Annotated in this window: 21 protein-coding genes; 16 read left to right on the forward strand and 5 right to left on the reverse strand. The window is 64.9% G+C overall.

What is annotated here, in order from left to right; genetic code table 11:
* Positions 1 to 50: 50 nt before the first annotated feature.
* Genes C8N43_RS01030 through C8N43_RS01040 form a run of 3 tightly spaced genes read left to right on the forward strand, consistent with a single transcriptional unit; the run spans position 51 to position 2759 of the window.
* Positions 51 to 1028, forward strand: coding sequence for a GlxA family transcriptional regulator (locus tag C8N43_RS01030; protein WP_158269883.1), 978 nt, complete (start codon positions 51 to 53; stop codon positions 1026 to 1028).
* Positions 1015 to 2001 (forward strand): tRNA dihydrouridine(20/20a) synthase DusA, encoded by a 987-nt coding sequence (gene dusA, locus C8N43_RS01035; protein ID WP_245912865.1) that lies wholly within the window; start codon positions 1015 to 1017, stop codon positions 1999 to 2001. The genes C8N43_RS01030 and dusA overlap by 14 nt, the downstream gene beginning before the upstream one ends.
* Positions 1998 to 2759, forward strand: a complete 762-nt coding sequence (locus C8N43_RS01040) for a hypothetical protein (RefSeq protein ID WP_107843850.1) — start codon at positions 1998 to 2000, stop codon at positions 2757 to 2759. The genes dusA and C8N43_RS01040 overlap by 4 nt, the downstream gene beginning before the upstream one ends.
* A 57-nt stretch (positions 2760 to 2816) precedes the next feature.
* On the opposite strand, the gene C8N43_RS01045 is transcribed toward C8N43_RS01040, so the two are convergent.
* Genes C8N43_RS01045 through ruvX form a run of 4 tightly spaced genes read right to left on the reverse strand, consistent with a single transcriptional unit; the run spans position 2817 to position 6058 of the window.
* Positions 2817 to 3911, reverse strand: coding sequence for a THUMP domain-containing class I SAM-dependent RNA methyltransferase (locus tag C8N43_RS01045; protein ID WP_107843851.1), 1095 nt, complete (start codon positions 3909 to 3911; stop codon positions 2817 to 2819).
* A 36-nt stretch (positions 3912 to 3947) separates the two neighbouring features.
* Positions 3948 to 5312: a TrkH family potassium uptake protein gene (locus C8N43_RS01050; RefSeq protein ID WP_107843852.1), complete on the reverse strand. Its 1365-nt coding sequence runs from the start codon at positions 5310 to 5312 to the stop codon at positions 3948 to 3950.
* A 60-nt stretch (positions 5313 to 5372) separates the two neighbouring features.
* Positions 5373 to 5600 carry a DUF1289 domain-containing protein gene (locus tag C8N43_RS01055; protein WP_107843853.1) on the reverse strand — a complete coding sequence of 76 codons (228 nt, stop codon included), beginning with the start codon at positions 5598 to 5600 and terminating at the stop codon, positions 5373 to 5375.
* Complete coding sequence (ruvX, locus tag C8N43_RS01060) at positions 5597 to 6058, reverse strand: Holliday junction resolvase RuvX (protein ID WP_107846180.1); 462 nt, start codon at positions 6056 to 6058, stop codon at positions 5597 to 5599. The genes C8N43_RS01055 and ruvX overlap by 4 nt, the downstream gene beginning before the upstream one ends.
* Positions 6059 to 6255: 197 nt before the next feature.
* On the opposite strand from ruvX, the gene C8N43_RS01065 reads away from it, so the two are divergent.
* From C8N43_RS01065 to C8N43_RS01090, 6 genes are all read left to right on the forward strand, one after another.
* Complete coding sequence (locus C8N43_RS01065) at positions 6256 to 7500, forward strand: sarcosine oxidase subunit beta family protein (RefSeq protein WP_107843854.1); 1245 nt, start codon at positions 6256 to 6258, stop codon at positions 7498 to 7500.
* A 147-nt stretch (positions 7501 to 7647) separates the two neighbouring features.
* Positions 7648 to 7845, forward strand: a complete 198-nt coding sequence (locus C8N43_RS01070) for a hypothetical protein (protein ID WP_107843855.1) — start codon at positions 7648 to 7650, stop codon at positions 7843 to 7845.
* Positions 7846 to 7926: 81 nt separating this feature from the next.
* Positions 7927 to 8265: a sarcosine oxidase subunit delta gene (locus tag C8N43_RS01075; protein WP_107843856.1), complete on the forward strand. Its 339-nt coding sequence runs from the start codon at positions 7927 to 7929 to the stop codon at positions 8263 to 8265.
* A gap of 64 nt (positions 8266 to 8329) precedes the next feature.
* Positions 8330 to 11341, forward strand: coding sequence for a sarcosine oxidase subunit alpha family protein (locus C8N43_RS01080; RefSeq protein WP_107843857.1), 3012 nt, complete (start codon positions 8330 to 8332; stop codon positions 11339 to 11341).
* On the forward strand, positions 11334 to 11909 hold the full coding sequence (locus C8N43_RS01085; protein WP_107843858.1) for a sarcosine oxidase subunit gamma: 576 nt from the start codon (positions 11334 to 11336) through the stop codon (positions 11907 to 11909). The genes C8N43_RS01080 and C8N43_RS01085 overlap by 8 nt, the downstream gene beginning before the upstream one ends.
* A gap of 129 nt (positions 11910 to 12038) precedes the next feature.
* A complete protein-coding gene (locus tag C8N43_RS01090; RefSeq protein WP_107843859.1) occupies positions 12039 to 12365 on the forward strand; it encodes a hypothetical protein in 327 nt (108 codons plus the stop codon).
* A gap of 9 nt (positions 12366 to 12374) precedes the next feature.
* Here C8N43_RS01090 and C8N43_RS01095 read toward each other — a convergent pair whose 3' ends face one another.
* Positions 12375 to 13646, reverse strand: a complete 1272-nt coding sequence (locus tag C8N43_RS01095; RefSeq protein WP_107843860.1) for a PDZ domain-containing protein — start codon at positions 13644 to 13646, stop codon at positions 12375 to 12377.
* A 233-nt stretch (positions 13647 to 13879) separates the two neighbouring features.
* Here C8N43_RS01095 and C8N43_RS01100 point away from each other — a divergent pair, with 233 nt between their 5' ends.
* From C8N43_RS01100 to C8N43_RS01130, 7 genes are all read left to right on the forward strand, one after another.
* On the forward strand, positions 13880 to 14479 hold the full coding sequence (locus C8N43_RS01100; RefSeq protein WP_107843861.1) for a superoxide dismutase: 600 nt from the start codon (positions 13880 to 13882) through the stop codon (positions 14477 to 14479).
* A 9-nt stretch (positions 14480 to 14488) separates the two neighbouring features.
* Entirely contained in the window at positions 14489 to 15394 is a 906-nt protein-coding gene (locus C8N43_RS01105; protein ID WP_107843862.1) for a metallophosphoesterase, read from the forward strand.
* A gap of 76 nt (positions 15395 to 15470) precedes the next feature.
* The gene (locus tag C8N43_RS01110) at positions 15471 to 15674 is read left to right on the forward strand and encodes a hypothetical protein (RefSeq protein ID WP_107843863.1); all 204 of its coding nucleotides are present in this window, start codon (positions 15471 to 15473) and stop codon (positions 15672 to 15674) included.
* Positions 15671 to 16123 carry a host attachment family protein gene (locus C8N43_RS01115; protein ID WP_107843864.1) on the forward strand — a complete coding sequence of 151 codons (453 nt, stop codon included), beginning with the start codon at positions 15671 to 15673 and terminating at the stop codon, positions 16121 to 16123. The genes C8N43_RS01110 and C8N43_RS01115 overlap by 4 nt, the downstream gene beginning before the upstream one ends.
* Positions 16124 to 16290: 167 nt before the next feature.
* The gene (locus C8N43_RS01120) at positions 16291 to 16755 is read left to right on the forward strand and encodes a DUF302 domain-containing protein (protein ID WP_107843865.1); all 465 of its coding nucleotides are present in this window, start codon (positions 16291 to 16293) and stop codon (positions 16753 to 16755) included.
* 13 nt (positions 16756 to 16768) lie between these two features.
* Complete coding sequence (locus C8N43_RS01125) at positions 16769 to 18379, forward strand: thiamine pyrophosphate-binding protein (protein WP_107843866.1); 1611 nt, start codon at positions 16769 to 16771, stop codon at positions 18377 to 18379.
* Positions 18380 to 18395: 16 nt separating this feature from the next.
* A complete protein-coding gene (locus C8N43_RS01130; RefSeq protein WP_107843867.1) occupies positions 18396 to 19595 on the forward strand; it encodes a CaiB/BaiF CoA transferase family protein in 1200 nt (399 codons plus the stop codon).
* Positions 19596 to 19683 lie beyond the last annotated feature (88 nt).

Below are 19683 nucleotides of genomic sequence, written 5' to 3' on the forward strand. Positions count from 1 at the left end.
ATGTCAAACAGGCGTCAAAAATGGACAACACTGATCTGCGAGATCGTCCCATGCGCAAGATAGATGTGCTGCTCTTCGACGGGGTCAACCTGCTGGACGTCTCCGGCCCGGTGCAGGCCTTCGCGTCGGCCCATGGGCATTACCGCCACCGCTTCGTAACCCGCGACGGCAAGGCGGTGCGGGCGGGCTGCAGGATGCAGATCACCCCGGACGCCGCCCTCGCGCCGTCGGACGCCGATCTGCTGATCCCCGGCGGTGCGGTCGACCCGCTTTTGTCCGACGAGGCGCTGATGGCGCAGGTCAGAGCCCGCGCCGCGGGACAAGGGCGGCTGATCTCGATCTGCTCGGGCGCGTTGATCTTGGCGCAGGCGGGCCTGCTCGACGGGCGGACCGCGACCACCCATTGGTCGCGCGAGGCGCAGCTCGCCCGGTATCCGCAGGTCAACTGGGATCTCGACGGCATCTATGCCGAGGACGGCAAGATCTATACCTCGGCGGGCGTCACCACGGGCATCGACCTGGCCCTGGCGATCATCCGCAGCGATCTTGGCCGTGAGGTGGCGCTTGCCGTCGCGCGCGAGCTGGTCGTGCAATTGCGCCGCACCGGCGGGCAGAGCCAGTATGCCATCCACCTCGCCGGCCAGATCAGCGACGACGACAGTCTCGCGGGGGTGATCGAGGCGGTCGTCGCGCACCCCGACCGCGACTGGACGCTTGAGACGCTGGCGGGGGAGGCCGGTCTGAACCCGCGCACGCTCGCGCGCCGCTTCCGGCGGGACATGGACCTGTCGCCCGCGCAATTCGTCGAGCGTACCCGGCTCGATCACGCGCGCGGTTTGCTGTCGGCCAATCTGCCGCTGAAATCCGTCGCCGTTCAGGCGGGGTTCGGCGATCTGCAACGCATGCGTCGCGCGTTCCAGAAGCGGTTCGGCGTGGGGGCCGCCGATTACGCGCGCCTCTTCCGCGACGACGCCGCATCTTCAATTCCGGCGCAATCCGGTCCATATGGGCAGCATGTTGAACGCTGACCCCATAGTCTCGGTCGCGCCGATGATGGATTGGACGGACCGGCATTGCCGGGTGTTCCACCGCCTGATCTCGACCCGCGCGCTGCTCTACACGGAGATGGTGACCGCGCCCGCATTGGTGCGCGGCGGGGCGCATCATTTGCTGGACTTCTCCCCCGAAGAGCACCCTGTGGCGGTCCAGCTTGGCGGCTCGGACCCGGCCGAACTGGCCGCGGCCGCCACTTTGTGCGCCGAGCGCGGCTATGACGAGATCAACCTCAACGTCGGCTGCCCGTCGGACCGGGTGCAGTCGGGGTGTTTCGGCGCCGTCCTGATGGAGCGCCCCGGCCTTGTGGCCGATTGCGTCGCCGCGATGATCAGGGCGCAACCCGTTGAAGTCACCGTGAAATGCCGCATCGGGGTCGATGACCAGGACCCCGCGACGGTGCTGCCCGATTTCCTGACCCGGATCCGCGACGCGGGCGTCTCTCGGATCGCCATCCACGCCCGCAAAGCGTGGCTGCAGGGGCTCAGCCCGAAGGAAAACCGCGATATTCCGCCGCTGGATTACGATCTGGTGCACGCGATGAAAGAGCGGTTTCCCGAGCTGCATATCTCACTCAACGGCGGGCTCGAGACATTGGAGGCGGGCTTGCCGCATCTCGAAACGCTCGACGGGCTGATGTATGGCCGCGCCGCCTATCACCAGCCCTGGGACATCCTGAGCGAGGTCGACGCGCGCGTGTTCGGCTGCGCGCCACAGCCCCGCAGCCGCGCCGATGTGGTCCACGCGATGCTGCCCTATATCGAGGCGCATCTGAGCGAGGGCGGCAAACTTGGCCAGGTCACGCGCCACATGCTGGGGCTTTTTGCGGGCCAGCCCGGTGCGCGAGGCTGGCGGCGCATCCTGTCGGAAGGCGCACATAAGCCCGGCGCAGGCCCGGGCCTGCTTTTGGACGCGCTCAGCGCCGTCGCGATGGCGCAGGCCGCATGAGCGATCGCGGCTGGCGGCTGTTTTCCTTCGAGCAGGCCGTCGCCGACTGGGCCGCGCAGGCGCGCCGGATCGCCGTCCCGCTCACCCGCGACGAAACACTCCATCGCGATTGGCTGCGCTGTGGCGGGACATGGTTCGTGGGCGTCAACCTGCTACCGAATGACGAGACGGCCCAGTTGCAAGGCGGCCCGGCGCTGAGCGGCGCCGCGATTGACCATTTGCGGGACACGGGCTTAATGGCGCCGCTCGACCGCGCGCAGGTCTCCGTGATCTACCCCGGCTACCCGAAGAAGTCCTCCGCGGAAAGCGACGCCGCCTTCCGTTTCCGCCGCGACCGCGATGCCGCCCATGTCGACGGGCTGCTGCCCGAGGGGCCATTGAAGCGTCGCTACCTGCGCGAGCCGCACGCGTTCGTGCTGGGTCTGCCGCTCAATGACAGCACCGCCAGCCCGATGGTGATCTGGGAGGGCAGCCACGAGATCATGCGCGCGGCCTTCGCCGCGCGGCTTGACGGCATCGACCCGCAGACATGGTCCGGCGAGGACCTCACGGACACCTATCACGCCGCGCGCAAGCGCTGTTTCGAGCGCTGTCAGCGGATCGAGATCCGCGCCCGCCCCGGCGAAGCCTACCTGATCCACAGGCTTGCCCTGCACGGTGTTGCGCCATGGCGCGAGGGCGAGACTGCCCCGCCCGAGGGTCGCATGATCGCCTATTTCCGCCCGGAATTACGCGACATCGCGCAGTGGCTCGCGTGACGCGCCAAACTTTTTAGAAAAGTTTGCCCCAAAGTCTTCATAAGACTTTGGCGTGGCTCAAAGCTGGCTCTGGAAGAGCCAGATATTCAGCCCGCCATGGGGCACTTTCGGCCCTTGCATCAGTTTGAGACCCGTGGCTTTTGCCAGGGACGGCTCGGACGTGATGATCCCGACCTTCCAGCCGCCAAACCGCGCAGTCAGCGTCTTGCCAAGCGCACCGTACAGCGCAAACAGCTGCTTTTTCTGCCCCACACGTCCGCCATAGGGCGGGTTGACGATCACAATGCCGGGCGGGCCATCCGGGGGGCTCGCGTCACTCACCGCGTGGTGGCTAAAGGCGCACAACTCCTCTACCCCGGCGCGCGCGGCATTAGCCGAGGCGGAGCGGATCGCGCCCGCGTCCCGGTCAGAACCGAAGGCTAGGGGCGGGCCAGTGACCGGGCCAAGTGATCTGCGCATCTCCGCGAAGGCCTCAGCATCAAACCCAACGAAGTGCTGGAACGCAAAATCCCGCGACCGTCCCGCCTGCGCGCCGCAGGCGATCTCGGCGGCCTCGATCAGAAACGTGCCGGAGCCGCACATCGGGTCCATGACCCGCTGCGTGCCATCAAAGCCCATCGCGCGCAGAAACAACGCAGCCATCGTCTCGCGTATCGGGGCCTTGCCCACTGCTTCCTTGTGGCCGCGCTTGTGCAAAAGTGCGCCTGAGGTATCGAGGCTCAGCGTCACGACATTGCGCTCGATGCGCACCAGCAGGCGCAGCTCGGCCTCGCTTTCCATGCGCAACCCTGCGCCGGCCATCGCTTTGCCGATCCGTTCTTTCGCGGCGCCTTCGTGATAAATTTTCGAGCGAGCGCAGGTGACCTCGACACGCACGGCCACCCCGCGCGGAAGCACTGCATTCCAGTCAAACTCCGCCGCGCGCTGCGCCAGCACGTTGAGATGTGACGCCCGAAACGTCCCGATCCGCGCCAGAACCCGGCTCGCGCCGCGCAACTCCAGGTTCAGCCGCCACACGTCGGCCCACGTGCCCACCATCGTCACGCCGCCGGGGCCGTAGCGCGCATCCTTGTAGCCAAGGGCGCGGAACTCCGGCAGCAGCATCGGCTCCAGTCCCGGCGGGGCGGCGGCGAAAATCTCGAACTCTTCCATGGGGCCTGCATAGGGCAGGCGGGCGCGGGACGCTACTTACATCACCAGCTCATTGTCGCGCTCTTCCTCGCGGCTCTCATCGCGCGAGGCCAGGGCGATGCCGAAGGTCAGGATGCCCACGCGCCCCGCGGTCATCAGCACGATGATCACCACCTTGCCCAGGGGCGACAGCTCACCGGTAGCGCCCATGCTCAGACCCACCGTGCCCATGGCGGAAAGCGCCTCGAACAAGAGCGCCGCGAAGTCCAGGGCAGGCTCGGTCAGCAGCAAACAAAACAGCGCCGCGACCATCAATCCAAGATAGAAGACCAGCGAGGCGGTGGCGGTCTGCAACTGTTCAAACCGGACACGGCGCTTGAAGAAGCGCACCTCGTCGCGGCCCTTCAGGGTCGAGCGCACCAGCCCGATCAGCACCGCAAACGAGGTCGTCTTCAATCCCCCGCCCGTGCCCGCGGGCGACGCCCCGATCACCATCAAAAACATCACCACCAGCAACACCGCCATGGACAGCTCGCTAATGGGATAGGTGTTGAACCCCACCGTCGTGGCCGCGGTCATCACCTGGAAGAAGGCGGTCATGATCCGCTCCTCGGCGGGCAGGGCGATGATGCCGGGATCGGTGACCATCACAACGGCGGTGCCGAGGATCAGGAACAGCATGGTCAGCCTAAAGATGACCTTCGAGGTGAAGCCCAGGTTGCGCTGTCGCCCCATCAGGGTGCGCCACAAATCGACGATGATCAAGAAGCCCATCGCCCCGAAGATGCTCAGGGCGGAGATGGTTGCATTGACGGTGAAGTCGCCGCGAAAGGCCTCAAGGCTGGACGAGAACAGGCTGAACCCCGCGGTGCAAAACGCTGATACCGCGTGGAAAATTGCCGCCCATAGCGGGTTGTCGACACCGGCCGCGGCGAATTTGGGATAGAGGATCGCCGCGCCGATGGCCTCGCAGATCAGGGTGAAGATGACCACGGAGCGCAGGAACAGCTTGGGCGAGATATCCTCCGGCAGGTTGAACGCTGCGCGGCACGTGCGCGCGCGCATTTTGCCGAGGTTATCCTGCAGCGCCAGCACTGCGAAGGAGCCGATGGTCATGTAGCCCAAGCCCCCGATCTGGATCAAAAGCAGCACCACAAGCTCCCCGAAGAAGGTAAAGCTCGTGCCGGGATCGACGGTGACCAGACCCGTCGTCGACACCGCAGAGGTGGCGATGAACAGCGCGTCGAGCGCGGCGACCGGCGTGGCCTGCGCAAAGGGCAGCGACAGCAAGGCAAAGCCGATCAGCATGTAGGACAGGTAGCCGATCAGCAGCAATTTGGCGGGCTCGGTGTTGTCCGCGGCCAGCCGCAGTCGCACAAGCGCGCGCCAGACAGGATTATGGGTCGAAAGATCGGTTTTCATGCGAGGGCCCGTGCAACTTCACGTCAACGCCCCAACCGGGATTAGGTTCCCGCGATCCGTTTAGCCCATCCGTGCCTTGCGCCCACCGCGCCGGACCTTCAGCCGGGCGGCGCGCGACGGCAGCTCCTCCAGCAGGGCCGCGCGGGCGTCATTGCTCATCCGCGACCATGCGCCGATTTCGTCGATGGTGCGCAGGCATCCGGTGCAGATACGCTCTGCCGGGTGGACCACACATATCTTGACGCACGGGCTTTGCACCTCGTCGCGCTGCCAGATCTCACTGCTCATGTTTCTGCCTTTATATGCCGGATTCGGTCCAGCGCTCCCTGAAGGATAAACCCGGCTGCCACGTGGTCAATCACCTCCGCGCGACGCTTTCGTGACGTATCCGCCGCCAGCAACGCCCGCTCGGCCGCCACGGTGGACAAGCGCTCGTCCCAGAAGACGATCGGCAGCTCCGTCAGTCGCGCCAGATTGCGTGCAAAGGCTCGCGTCGATTGCACGCGCGGCCCCTCGGAGCCGTCCATGTTCAGCGGCAACCCCAGCACAAGCCCGCCGATGTCGCGCGCCGTGGTGATCTTCAAGAGCACCTCGGCGTCCACGGTGAACTTGCGGCGCTTGATCGTCTCAAGCGGCGTTGCGACCGACAAGAAGACATCCGACACGGCCACGCCCAGCGTCACCGTGCCCAGATCCAGCCCGGCCAGCGCCCGCATCGGCGGCAGTGCGGCGGCAAAGCCCTCCATATCGTCGTAAATCTCGCCCAAAATCCGCGCTCCTTCGATCCCCGCAATACGCAGCCTGTGGCGAAAGGTCCACCACCTTGCGCCCGCGCTTGCCTGCCATGTCGCAACTGGACAATGTTGTGCCGAATAGGGCCCCGCGCGCGGCCCCGATCTGTCGCAAAAGCAAACCGTTGATCTGTGCCCAAAGGCTGCCGCCCATGAGACGCTATTCCGCTTTCGCCATCGCCCGAGAGGCCGCCCGCTACCACACAGGATGGGAGCGTGCATGGCGCTCGCCCACGCCCAAGAAGAAATACGACGCGATCATTATTGGGGCAGGGGGGCACGGGCTGGCGACGGCCTTCTACTTAGGCAAAAATCACGGCATCAAGAATGTGGCGATCATCGAGAAGGGCTGGCTCGGAGGCGGCAACACAGGGCGCAACACCACGATTATCCGCTCGAACTATCTGCAGGATCCGTCGGCGGCGATCTACGAGAAGTCCCGCTCGCTCTACGAGACCATGAGCCAGGACCTGAACTACAACGTCATGTTCAGCCCGCGCGGCGTGATCATGCTGGCCCAGACCCACCACGAGGTGCGCGGCTACCAGCGCACGGCCTACGCCAATGCGCTGCAGGGGGTGAAAACCGAGTGGATCGGCCCGGCTCGCGTCAAAGAGCTCTGCCCGATCATGAACATCGATGGCCCGCGCTACCCGGTGCTGGGCGGGCTCTGGCAGGCCCGCGGCGGCACCGCGCGCCATGATGCGGTGGCGTGGGGCTACGCCCGGGCGTGTTCCGACATGGGCATGGACATCATCCAGCAATGCGAGGTCACCGCCGTCCGCTCCGAAGGGGGCGCGGTCAAGGGCGTGACCACCACCAAGGGCGAGATCGACTGCGACAAGCTCTGTATCGTCGTCGCGGGCAATTCCGGCCACGTGGCGGGGCTCGCGGGCTTCCGCCTTCCGATCGAGAGCGTGGCCCTGCAAGCGCTGGTGTCAGAGCCGATCAAGCCCTGCATGGACATCGTGGTGATGGCCAACACGGTGCACGGCTACCTGTCGCAATCCGACAAGGGCGAGATGGTGATCGGCGGCGGCACGGACAGCCATAACAACTACACGCAGCGCGGCAGCTTCCACCATATCGAGGAAACCGTGCGCGCGCTGAACGAAACCTTCCCGATCCTGTCGCGCCTGAAGATGCTGCGCCAATGGGGCGGCATCGTGGATGTCACGGGCGACCGCTCGCCCATCCTGTCCAAGACGCCGCTGGGCAATTGCTTTATCAATTGCGGCTGGGGCACCGGCGGGTTCAAGGCGATCCCCGGCTCCGGCTGGGCCATGGCAGAGCTGGTCGCCAAGGGCCACTCACCGCTTACCGCCGAGTTCGGCCTCGACCGCTTCCGCGAGGGCCGCTTTATCGACGAAAGCGTCGCTGCCGGGGTGGCGCACTGACATGGCGATTTCCTGCTCAGCACAATTCGGCGCATCGCGCGCGGCCATTCCGGCCAGCCGCCGCCCAAATCGGCGCGCATCGTCCACGCCCGTTGAGCCATGGGCCCACCGCGCGATGATGGAGGCCTCACCAAAGGAGGTACTCCAATGTCTGACTACACCACTCACAACGAAGGCGTCGGCACCACGGGACTCGTGGTGGCAGCCGTGCTCATCGGCCTCTTTGTCCTCGTTTTGGCCATGCTGGGCACCGGCACCGTCCCCGAAGACGGCGCAGCCCCAGCCCCTGCGGCGCTGGAAGAGACGGCCCCAACCGCACCTGCGGCGCCCGCCACAGACGGCTAAAACTCACCGATATTCACAACCTCGCCAAGACGGCGGGCGCTCCCTCGCGCCCGCCGTTTTCGTGCGTGAAAGGAGCGCATCATGCTGGTCCTGACCTGCCCTTATTGCGGCGTCGCCGCCGAAGAGACCGAACTTCACGCAGGCGGCGAGGCGCATCTCAAGCGCGAAACAGTAGGCTCCGACGACGACGCCTTCGAGCAGTATCTTTTCACCCGCCGCAACCCCCGCGGCGTGCATTTCGAGCGCTGGCGCCACGCCAATGGCTGCGGCAAGTGGTTCCACGCCGCCCGCTGCACCACCACGCTCGAGGTCTTCGGCACCTACACCGCCCAGACCTCCACGCCCCCGCAAGCGATGCTCGACACGATCGCGGCCAAGCGCCCCGGATGGTCCTTTGACGACTGGCTGGGCACCTCATGATTTCTTTGTTCCCAAAATACGGCCCCCGGAGGGTCGCTCTCCCCGCATCCAAGGGTCTGTTACGATGAGCACACGCCTCGCCACCGGCGGCCGCCTGCTGGACCGCGCCACACAGGTGAAATTCCAGTTCAACGGCAAGCATTTGCGCGGCCACGCGGGCGACACGCTCGCCTCCGCGCTTCTGGCCAATGATCAGATGCTCATGGGCCGCAGCTTCAAATACCACCGCCCCCGCGGCGTGGTGGCCTCCGGCGCGGAGGAGCCGAACGCCCTGATGAACCTCGGCAAGGGCGGCCGGTTCGAGCCCAACGCACGCGCCACCACGACAGAGCTGTTCGATGGGCTCTACGCCGAAAGCCAGAACCACTGGCCCTCGCTCGACTACGATGTGGGCGAGGTCAACGCGCTCGCCGCGCGCTTCATGCCCGCGGGTTTCTACTACAAGACCTTCATGGCCCCGGCGCCCGCGTGGAAACACGTCTTCGAGCCGTTCATCCGCAAGGCCGCAGGCCTCGGCCGCGCCCCCAAGGAGCGTGACGCCGACCGCTACGAGCATTTCTACGCCTTCGTCGATGTGCTCGTCGTCGGCGGCGGCATCGCCGGGCTACAAGCCGCCAAGGCCGCGGGCGAGGCCGGCGCAAAGGTCCTGCTGATCGAGCAGACCGCCCACTGGGGCGGCCGCGCGCCAGTCGATGGGGCAGAGATTGACGGCATGCCCGCCGAAGACTGGATCACCAAGACGCTGCAAGCCCTTGGGAAGATGGACAATGTCTCCATCCGTACCCGCATGATGGGCGCAGGCGTCTATGACCATGGCTACGCACTGGGCTATGAGCGCCTGACGGATCACGCGCCCACGAACGATCTGCCACGCCACCGCCTCTGGCGCATCCGCGCGGGCCAGATCATCACCGCCACCGGCGCCATCGAGCGCCCGCTGAGCTTCGCTGGCAATGATATTCCCGGTGTGATGCTCGCCTCCGCCATGCGCGACTACGTCGCCAACTACGCCGTCTCCCCCGGCGACCGCACCGTGGTCGTGACCAACAATGACGACGCCTACCGCACCGCTCTGACCCTGCTCGACGCAGGGCTCGCCGTGCCGATGATCATCGACGCGCGCGCCCAGGGCGGCGGCGATCTGATGGAGCAGGCCAAGGCGCGCGGCATCCGGGTCGAGACCGGCACCGCCATCGCCAAAGTCAACGGCCACAAGCGCGTCACGGGGGTCGAGATCTGTCCCCATGCGGGCGAAGGCAAAACCATGAAGCTAGTCGCCTGCGACGCGGTCGCCATGTCCGGCGGCTGGTCGCCCGTGGTGCACCTGTGGTCCCATTGCGGCGGCAAGCTCACGTGGGATGACGCGCAGGCGCATTTCAAACCCAACCCAGACGCCGCCCCCAAGGGCGCGGACGGCGAGGCCTTCGTGATCCCTGCGGGCATCGCCTCCGGTGCGATGGACACGCCTGACGTGCTGGCAGATGCCCATGCGGCGGGGCGCGAGGCCGCCACCCGCACCGGCCACACCCCAAAGCGCACAAGCGCGCCAAAGGCACAGGCGCAGCCCATGGCCCCGTTGCTGCCGGTGTGGAAAATGCCCCAAGGCGCCCACGCCAAGCTGCGCGCCAAGATGTGGCTCGATTTCCAGAACGACGTGAAGGTCTCCGACGTGCAGCTCGCCGCGCAAGAGGGATACGAGAGCGTTGAGCACACCAAGCGCTACACCACGCTCGGCATGGCAACGGATCAGGGCAAGCTTAGCAATATCAACGGCTTGGCGATCCTCGCGGACAGCCTCAACAGCCCGATCCCGCAGGTCGGCACCACCACATTCCGACCGCCCTACACGCCGATCTCCATGGGCGCGATTGCGGGCGAGGCGCAAAACGAGCTGTTCCAGCCGATCAACAAAACTCCGCTGCACGACTGGCACGAGGCCAATGGCGCGTATTTCGAACCCGTCGGCCACTGGCGCAGGCCTTATTGCTTCCAGCGCCCCGGCGAGAGCGTCGAAGATGCTGTCCACCGCGAGGTAAAAGCGACGCGCGACAGCCTCGGGCTGCTTGACGCCTCCACCCTTGGCAAGATCGTCGTCAAGGGCCCTGACGCGGGCAAATTCCTCGACATGATGTACACCAACATGATGTCCAACCTGAAACCCGGCAAGTGCCGCTACGGGCTGATGTGCACCGAAAACGGCTTCCTGACCGATGACGGCGTGGTCGCACGGATCGATGACGACACATGGCTTTGCCACACCACCACCGGCGGGGCGTCGCGCATTCACGCCCACATGGAGGAATGGCTGCAGACCGAATGGTGGGACTGGAAGGTCTACACCGCCAACGCGACCGAGCAATTCGGCCAGATCGCCGTCGTCGGCCCGAACGCGCGCAAACTGCTCGAAAAGCTTGGCGGCATGGATGTCAGCAAGGAGGCGCTCGGCTTCATGGAGTGGAAAGAGGGCCAGATCGGCGGCTTTGACGCCCGGGTCTTCCGCATCTCTTTCTCGGGCGAGCTCAGCTACGAGATCGCCGTGCCTGCCAGCCAAACGGCGGCCTTCTGGGACGCGCTGCACGCGGCGGGCGAAGAGTGGAGCGCCACCGCCTACGGCACCGAAGCCCTGCACATCATGCGCGCCGAGAAGGGCTTCATCATGATCGGAGACGAGACTGACGGCACCGTCATCCCGCAGGACCTTGGCCTGCACTGGGCGCTCAGCAAGAAGAAGGACGACTACCTCGGCAAGCGCGCCCAGCAGCGCAGCCACATGACGGACCCGAACCGCTGGCAGCTCGTCGGGCTCGAGACGCTCGATGGCTCGGTCCTGCCGGACGGGGCCTACGCGGTGGCCGACGGGCGCAACGACAACGGCCAGCGCAACACGCAAGGCCGCGTCACCTCGACCTACCACTCCCCAACGCTGGGGAAAGGTATCGCCATGGGGCTGGTGCTGAACGGCCCCGACCGCATGGGTGAGGTGATCGAGTTCCCGATGATCGAGGGCGATCCGGTCAAGGCGAAGATCGTCAGTCCGGTCTTCTATGACCCCGAGGGGGAGAAGCAGAATGTCTAATGTAGTCAGCGCGTTGCAGAGCAAAGTGAACGGGGATGGTTTCGCGGACATCCGCGAGCTGGGCTTGCAGGGCATGATCACCCTGCGTGGCGATCTCGCCTCTGCTGCGGTGAAAAAGGCGCTCAAGGCCGCAACCGGCACCGACATGCCTGGCCAACGTGAAATCTTCATAAAGGGCGACAAAGGTGCGGCCTGGATGTCGCCCGACGAGCTGCTGGTGATGGTGCCCTATGCCGACGCTCAGGCGACCACGGACCAACTGGCAGACGCGCTCAAAGGCCAACACGCGCTCGTCGTCAACGTTTCCGACGCCCGCGCGGTGATGCAGATCAGCGGCGCAGGCGCGCGGGAGGTGCTCGCCAAGCTCGCCCCGGTCGATCTGTCCCAAGATGCCTTCCAGCCCGGCATGATCCGCCGCACCCGGCTCGCGCAGGCGGCGGCGGCGTTCTGGATGGACAGCGACACCAGCTTCAAACTCGTCTGCTTCCGGTCCGAGGCGGGCTATGTCTTCGACCTGCTCGCGATGTCCGCCAGCGCGGGCTCTGAGGTCGGGTTTCTTTGTCACTAACTCCGTGTTAGCGATGTCATGTAAGTCTTTAATTTGGATGAAACATTGTACTTCAAAGCCATTTCACTGGCCGCAGCCCTTTTGGCTGTCGCACCCGCCGCTGCAAGCACAGTTACACTCGATTGCGTCATGACCGATCTTGCCCGAAGCGGCGGCTGGATTGCCCGGGCGGCGCTGATCAAGGTCGATACCGCGCGCAAGAGCGTGCAGTTGCTCAAGCCCACACCCGACCAGTTGAACGGGTCCGTGCGCAAGGCGAAGCTCGCCCGCAATTCCGGGGGCAAGATGGTGTTGCGCTGGGTGGTGACCGGAACCCGGAGCAAGTCGAACCAAACGACGCCTGCCTTCAATTACCGCGCGATGGTCCAGACCGACACTGGGGCGGTGAGCGTCATCGCCAAGCCTATCGGTTATGGAAACGATTTCCGCGCGTCGGGCAGCTGCAAGATCAGCTGACGTTCCGGCTTACAGGGTCTTCATCACGCTGAGCGCCTGCCAGTAGCCTTCCTCATTGGCGAGCTTTTCCATCGACAGCACCCGGCCTTTGTGGTCGAGCAGGTAGAGCTGCGGGGCCTCGATACAGCCCAGATCCTCAGCCACGTGGTCGGGCTGGTCGAAAAGCACCCGGACAGGAAGCCCGGCGGCCCGGGCGCGGTCCTCGATCTGGTTCTTGTCGATCCAATGGCTGTTGGGATTGTCGATGGCGGTGATCAGGTCGATGCTGGCGATCCGGTCCGGGTCCATCTGGTAGAGCGGGATCAGCGTTTCGAACTCCCACTGCATGGGGCCATTGGTGCGGTACCAGCTGAGCGAGTAGACCAGATGCAACTGCCCCGGCGCCATCGCGGCGATCGTGTCCTCCAGCCGGACCGTGCCGCCCTCGGGCCACTGGCCAAACGGGTCGTGCTGGGGCAGGGCGTAATTGATGGGGAAGGGCTCGCGCATCTCGGGCGGCCAGTATCGCAGCGGGTCGGAGCCCATCAGTTGGCAGTAAAGCGCAATCGCGCCCTTGTTGCGCGGGGCGGTGGCCAGCATCTGGCCTGCGACGGTCTTCGCCTCCTCGCGCCGCCCGCGGTTCCACAGGATCAGCGCGTCCATGAACAGCTCCAGCGCATCGTGGTCGAGCAAATCGTCTTGCAGACCCATCCGCTCCCGCGCATCGCGCCGCGCCCGCAGGTAGAAGTCGCAGCCCGCGACATCGCCACCTGCCAGATGGCTGAGCGCGAGGAACAGCTGCAGATCGGGGACGTCCAGCGTGCCGATCTTGCGGGTCAGGGCATCGGGGTCCTTGGGACGCTTGCTGAAGAACGGCAGGCCCTTGGGCAGGGCCGCGTCTTCAAGGGGCGCGCGCAGGGCCTCGAAATCCTTCCAGTTCCCTTGCGACCAAAGCGTGTTCAACGCGGCCACGTCGTAGTTTCGCGACCGGATGCCTTCGATCAGCCCGTCATTGACCCGTGGGATCAGATGTAGACCGAAGGGCCAGGGCCCGGCCTCCAACGTGTGGATGGCGCCGCTGTCGGGGTCGAGAAACGCCATGCCGTTGACGCCATTGCCCCGCGCGGCGCGGATCTTCGCAGGCGAGGGGGGCTCCATATCGATTTGCAGCAGATGCCAGCCGGGCTTGATCCCCAGTGCCTCCGCCGGGGAGCCGGGCCAGACGGTCAGCACACGCTGGTCCTGCCGCATCGCCTTGTCGCGTAAGTTCTGGGGCCAGGAGGTCTCTTGCAGAGCGCGCATGAAGGGGGTCCGTTGTCGTGTGTCCTTGGGCGAAAGGCTCGCCCGTGGGATGTATCCTTGGCAAGTGTGCAAAAGTGGTTAACCGCGCCTGCGTGACCCGCCTCACACATCTCAATTGTTCCGGGAACCTTCGCGCGCGACGGCGTGTTGGCAATACGAGGCTTGACCGCGCCCGTCCGGGCGCTCACTTAAGCACTATGTAATTTGACAACTCATCAAGGGGGCCCTCTACCATGGCTTTTGAACTTCCCGATCTTCCCTACGCCCATGACGCACTGGCCGATAACGGCATGTCGAAGGAAACGCTGGAGTACCACCACGACCTGCACCACAACGCCTATGTGACCAATGGCAACAAGGCCATCGAGGGCACCGAGTGGGAGGGCAAGAGCCTCGAAGAGATCATCGTCGGCACCTATGATAAGGGCGCCGTGGCGCAGAATGGCATCTTCAACAACATCTCCCAGCTGTGGAACCACAACCAGTTCTGGGAAATGATGGGCCCCGGTAAATCCTCTATGCCGTCGGAGCTGGAAGCCGCGCTGAAGGACAGCTTCGGCTCGGTCGACAAGTTCAAGGAAGAGTTTTCGGCCGCAGGCGCAGGCCAGTTCGGCTCCGGCTGGGCGTGGCTGGTGAAAGACACCGATGGCGGCCTGAAGGTTACCAAGACCGAGAACGGCGTGAACCCGGTCTGCTTCGGCCAGACCGCGCTTCTGGGCTGCGACGTGTGGGAGCACAGCTACTACATCGATTTCCGCAATGCCCGGCCGAAGTATCTGTCGAACTTCCTCGACAATCTGGTGAACTGGGAAAACGTCGCCTCGCGCATGTAAGCGGAGCCGATGTCAGCCAAGGACAACATGAACCTGCCCGACCCGCATCGGGCAGGTTTCTTTATGGGCTTCGCCGATTACTGGTGGGGGGCCTACACGCGCATCAAGCTGATCAAGCATGATGTGCTGACGGATAAATTCGCGCCCGGCGAGGCGTTGACGGTCGCGATCATCTCGGACATCCACGCCGACAAGACCTTCATGCCGATCTCCCGGGTGGCTGAGGCCGTGGAGATGGTGAACGCGCAGGCCCCCGACCTGATCTACATGGGCGGCGACCTGCTGGCGCAGGACAACTGGGTGATGACGCCCGAGCCCGCCGAGGCGGTGGTAGAGGTCCTGTCCGATCTGAAGGCCCCGTTCGGGGTGTTCTCGACCACCGGCAATCACGACTGGTGGGACGACGAAGCGACACAGGCGCGCGAGAGCGACACGCCCTTTACCGTGCCGATGCTGGAAGCGGCGGGATTGCGTGTGCTGCGCAACGAGGCGGTGAAACTCGATCACCCGGGCGACATCTGGGTGTCGGGGATCGAGAGCCAATGGGCCTATGAGGGCAAGAAGCACGACCAGCACACCGGCGCGCATGATCTGGACGCGGCGCTTGCCGATGTGCCGCACGAAGCCTTCAGCCTGCTGCTGGCCCACGAGCCGGATATTTTCCCGAAACTGCCCAAGCGCGATCTCAACGGGCCGATCGACGTGGTGTTGTCGGGCCATACCCATGGCGGGCAGATCAAGATCTTTCACACCCGCCCGATTATCCCATCGGAATATGGCCGACGCTACGCCTATGGACACCGGATCGAGGAAGGGCGCGACCTGATCGTCTCGGGGGGCTTGGGCTGTTCGATGCTGCCGTTGCGGTTCGGTGTCTTGCCGGAAATCACGATGGTCACGATCCGCTCCGCCTGACGCGACCCCGGAACTCTGCCCACACGGCGCGCGTTTCCCCTTACAGACATTCAACATACGAAAAAGGAGGCCCGCCATGGCGGAACGGCACAGATCGAAAGATGGCAGCAAGGACAGCGAGAAGGTGCTTGGCACCGAGGGCGCTGTCTCTGGCGAGGGTCGTACCGGAGGCCGGCTCGCCCGCGACATCGGGACAAAAGACGAGATGAAGCGCGCCAAGGAGCGTCCGGCAGGTGCGACCCGCGTCACGAAATCCCATGAGGCGGAGGACGCGCAATGACGCGGCTCAAGCACAAGACATGGGTGCTGATCGCCGATGGCGAGAAGGCGCTGTTTCTCGAAAACCAGACCGATGGCGAGGACCCGCATCTGGAGGTCTTTCGCGAGGAAGAACAGGACAATCCCAAGGATATCGACCAATCCGCCAACCGCCCGGGGCGCATGCATGATGGCGGGCCGCGGCACCGATCCGCGTTTGACGACACGGATTGGCACGAGCTTGCGAAGGAGCGCTTTGCCTCTGATCTGGCCGATATCCTCTACAAGCAAGCCCACAAGGGCCGGTTCGAGCATCTTGTCATTGCCGCCGCACCAAATGTTTTGGGCGAGCTGCGCCAGGAGTTGCACCAAGAGGTCTCTGACAAGGTGATTGGTGAGATCCCGAAGACGCTGACCAACCACCAGATTGACGAGATCGAGCAGATCGTGAAGAACGATCTGGCAGGTTAATTCGACCTGACGGAGCCGTGTTCCGCGGCACGACATCCTTCAAACAAAGCCCCGGGGCCTGCGGCCTGTCGGGGCTTTGTTGCATCTGGCTGGCGGCAACGTGATTGGCCCGGATGCGGCTCTTCTGGCAGATGTCGCGTGAGTATTTGAGACCAAATGGAGATATCATGCGCGCACTGATCCTGAGCCTCGGCTTGATTTTTGGCGGGGCGGCACACGCAGATGTCACCGCGCGCGACGGGTGGGTCGTGCTGCCCACGGACAAACCCTATGACGTGCTGGTCGACGACGTGAAAGCGGCGGTGAAGGCGGGCAAGATGGGCGTCGTCACGCAAGCCGGTCCCACCGGGGCGGCGAAAGCGCGCGGGATCGAGATCCCCGGAAATCGCGTGATCGGTGTCTTCAACAACAGGTTTGCAGTCCGCATCCTGGGCCTGTCCACGGCGGCCATGATCGAGGCGCCGATCCGCATGTATGTCACGGAAACGGATGGCGGCGCGACGCTCAGCTACAAGACGCCGACCCTTGTCTTCACGCCCTATATGGACGAAGCAGGGCCGGAATTGGCAGAGGCCGCCGCCGAGCTGGACGCAATTTTCGACACGATCGCCCGTGACGCCGTCGCGCGCTGAGGAGGACCCCCCAATGGCTTTGAAACGCGCCGCCGATCTGGTGGCAGAGCGGCTTTACGAGGCCGGGTGCCGCCACGCCTTTGGCATGCCCGGGGGCGAAGTTCTGACCATCGTCGATGCGCTGGAGCGCGCGGGCATCGAGTTCGTGCTGTGCAAACATGAGAACGCCGCAGGTTTCATGGCCGAGGGCGTGCATCACGTCACCGGCGCGCCCGCCGTGCTGGTCGCAACCGTCGGGCCGGGGGCGATGAACGGCGTCAATGTGGTGGCCAACGCCCACCAGGACCGCGTGCCGATGATCGTGCTGACCGGCTGCGTCGATCCGGACGAGGCGCTGACCTACACGCATCAGGTGCTCGACCACACCCGCGTCTTTGACGAGATCACCAAGGCCACGTTCACTCTGACCGCCCAAGGCGCGGATATCGTGGCGGACAAAGCCATCGGCATCGCCACGGAAGGTCGAGGCGGTCCGGTGCATATTGATGTGCCAATCTCTGTGGCCGACGCTCAGGCCGCACCAAAGCTGCGCCGCCGTGCGAAAGCGGCACTCACGGCGCCTGCCGATTGCGATCTGGCCGAGGCGCAGACCTGGCTCGATGCGGCCGAGCGGCCGGTGATCATCGCGGGGCTCGATGTGCTCTACGATAACAGCCATGGGGAGCTGCTGCATTTTGCGGAGACTTACGGCGCGCCGGTGATCACGGCCTACAAGGCCAAGGGGGTGATCCCTGAAATCCATCCGCTGTCGCTGGGGGGTGCGGGGCTTTCTCCTTTGGCGGACAAGCACTTGCTGCCCTTTGTTCAAGCCGCAGATCTGATCATCTGCGTGGGCTATGACCCGATCGAAATGCGCCCGGGCTGGCGCGAGGTCTGGGACCCGGCGGAGACCCGCGTGATCGACATCACCGCGGAGCCGAACCACCACTACATGCATCAGGCGGGCCTGAGCTTCATCTGTGACACAGGCGCGGCCTTACGCGCTCTCGCGGGCGGCGGGGTCAAGCGCGACAGCTGGCCGGGCGGCGAGATTGCGGCGGTGAAGGCGCAAATGGAGCAGGCGTTCCCGACCTCGGACGCGTGGGGCCCGGGCGCTGTCATCGCCGAATGCCGCGACGTGCTGCCGGACGACACGATTGCGACCGTGGACAGTGGCGCGCACCGCATCCTGCTCAGCCAGATGTGGACTTGCCACAGCCCGCGCACGTTGCTGCAAAGCTCGGCGCTCTGCACCATGGGCTGCGCCGTACCGCTGGCGATGGGCGCGAAATATGCGGACCCGTCGCGCACGGTCGTCAGCTTCTCTGGTGATGCGGGCGCACTGATGGTGGCGGGCGAGTGGTCCACGGCCAAGGAGCACGGGCTGAACACGATCTTCGTGGTCTTCGTCGACGCCTCGCTGGCGCTCATCGAGCTGAAACAGCGCCAGCGGCAGATGAAGAATGCGGGCGTCGATTTCGCCCGGCACGACTTCGCCGCCATCGCGCGTGGCTTTGGCGGGGAGGGGCATACCGTGACCTCGCGCGCCGAGCTGCGCGATGCCTTGACGCAGGCGATGCAGGCTGAGACGTTCTCCGTCATTGCCGCCGTCATCGATGCCAAGGGCTATGACGGTCGGATCTAGAACAAGGGACGGACATATGGCGGGCGCGCTTGACGGGGTGAAGGTTCTGGACCTGAGCCGGATTTTGGCAGGCCCGACCTGCACGCAGCTTCTGGGCGATCTGGGGGCCGAGGTCTGGAAGATCGAGAACCCGGCCTCGGACGGCGACGACACCCGCAAATGGGGCCCGCCCTTTGTTGAGGACCCGGACGGCGCGCGCACCGATCTCAGCGCTTATTTCATGTGCGCGAACCGCAACAAACGCTCGATCGCGGTCGATATCGCGACGCCCGGGGGGCAGGCCACGATCCGCGCCATGGCGGCTGAGGCCGATGTGGTGATCGAGAATTTCAAACCCGATGGGCTGAAGAAGTACGGGCTGGACCATGCGAGCCTGCTCATGGCGCACCCTCGGCTCGTCTATTGTTCGATCTCGGGCTACGGCCAGACCGGCCCGAACCGCGACAAGCCGGGATATGATCTGATGGCGCAGGGCTTTGGCGGGATCATGTCGCTGACTGGCGAGCCGGAGGGGCGTCCGATGAAAGTCGCTGTTGGCATCGCGGACGTGATGTGCGGCATGTACGCGACCGTGGGCATCCTGGCCGCCCTGCGCCACCGAGATGCGACGGGGGAGGGGCAGCATATCGATCTTGCGCTGGTCGACAGTCAGATCAGCTGGCTGATCAATGAAGGCGTCGCGCATCTGGTCACGGGCAAAGAACGCAAGCGTCAGGGCAACGAGCACGCCACCATCGTGCCCTATCAGACCTTCGAGGCCGCCGATGGCCACGTGCTGATCGCGGTGGGCAACGACAGCCAATACGCGCGGTTTTGCGACTATCTCGGGCGGCCCGATCTGGCGGAAAACCCCGACTACGCAACCAATCCGGCGCGGATCCAGAACCGCTCGAAGCTTCTCAAGATCATCGAAGGCCTGCTGGCCGAGCGGTCCATGGCCGACATCATCGCGGGGCTGGAGGCGCGCAAGGTGCCGGTGGGGCCGGTCAACACGCTGGGCCAGCTCTTCGCGACCGATCAGGTCGCGGCGCGGGGCATGAAGATCGACATGGCGCGGGACGATGTGGCGGGCGGTGCGGTGCCGCTGATCGGCAATCCGCTCAAGCTGTCGAAGACGCCAGTCACCTACCGCCACGCGCCACCGCGCTTCGGGCAGGATACGGCCGATGTGCTCGCGGCACTCGGGCTTTTGCCTGATTCCAACGACGCAGGGTAAGCCACCGAAATATAGCGAAATTCCGCCGAAAATTCCCCGTAGATGGCGGGTTTTTGATCACCGTTTCCCTTATTGGCGTCACGTTGGC

The sequence above is a fragment of the Litoreibacter ponti genome (genome assembly GCF_003054285.1).
GTDB classification, from domain to species: Bacteria; Pseudomonadota; Alphaproteobacteria; order Rhodobacterales; family Rhodobacteraceae; genus Litoreibacter; species Litoreibacter ponti.